This window comes from Borrelia hispanica CRI (genome assembly GCF_000500065.1).
In the GTDB taxonomy this organism is placed as follows: domain Bacteria; phylum Spirochaetota; class Spirochaetia; order Borreliales; family Borreliaceae; genus Borrelia; species Borrelia hispanica.
Window position 1 is genome coordinate 1 of sequence record NZ_AYOU01000010.1, and the last position, 1,086, is coordinate 1,086.

The 1,086-nt window shown below is 26.8% G+C and carries 1 protein-coding gene and 1 pseudogene; both read right to left on the reverse strand.

Going from position 1 to position 1,086, the window contains the following annotated elements; all coding sequences use genetic code 11:
• The coding region (locus U880_RS0100145; RefSeq protein WP_084543140.1) for a single-stranded DNA-binding protein at positions 1 to 418 on the reverse strand (418 nt) is incomplete at its 3' end.
• Positions 419 to 709: 291 nt separating this feature from the next.
• Positions 710 to 1,086, reverse strand: a pseudogene (locus U880_RS0100155) (DUF244 domain-containing protein); the annotation flags it as partial.

Genomic DNA, 1,086 nt, shown 5'->3' on the forward strand with positions numbered 1-1,086 from the left:
TAGGAATATCAACTTTAGGATTATGATACTTACTATCCCCACCAAACAATCTCAGTTGATCTACAAAAATAATGCTTTTAATTTTATTAACTTCACTATGTTTATCTTTATATTGCTCATGTCTCATAGATCCTTGCACAACAACTTGCTTGCCTTTAAGAAGAAAATGAAGAAGAGTTTCTGCTCGCTTACCAAATAATACACAATTAAAAAATTGTGCATCATCTCTCCACTCACCTTCTCTTTTGACTTTAATATTATTAGCTATAGCAAAATTTAATATAGCTAAATTTGTACTACTATAAGATAAAAGTGAATCTCTAACTAAGCGTCCTGATAATGTGATGTTATTAATGTCAGACATCAAAACCCCCATCATCATAAAGCCTACGTCTGATTTCCATTCTTTGGAGATCACAAKACAARTTACCTAAATATTCATTGTATTCTTTTGTTRTATGATAGTCATAAACATATTTTTTAATAATATTTCTTAAACAATTGTATATATATTTGAACATACGATATAAAATTATTAAAATGAAGATTATTACATGTATAATCATCTACTCCACCTCCCATTAAACTACAGATGAGATGGGAGGGGCAAGATTAGATATAGAAAAACTATAACTATGATTAATATCATAATAATCATAATGATCCGTAATTAACTTAAACCTATCTTTAATAGCACGTTTACCTGAATTTAACGCAAATATATCTTGCCTAATCTATACACAATATTATCTGTTAATTCAAAATCAATAGATAACTTACCAAATATATCTTTAAGAACATCCTTATCTTGTTTAGTAAGTGCATATAATTCTTTAGTATGCTCTTTCTCTTTCTTCTCTATTTCTGTTTGCTTAGATTGAATATCAACTAAATGTTTCTCCAAAAGTTCTCGCTCTTCAGCACCAATATTTAAATTAACAATATTTAGAAAATTTACAAATTCATCTTTATAATTTAATTCTGCTAATTCTGAACAAAATTTACTATCTTGTAGTAATAGTTTTATATGATTAGTTAAATCTTCTATATCAATATTTGCAAGTTCAATAGATTTGTCATTCTTTA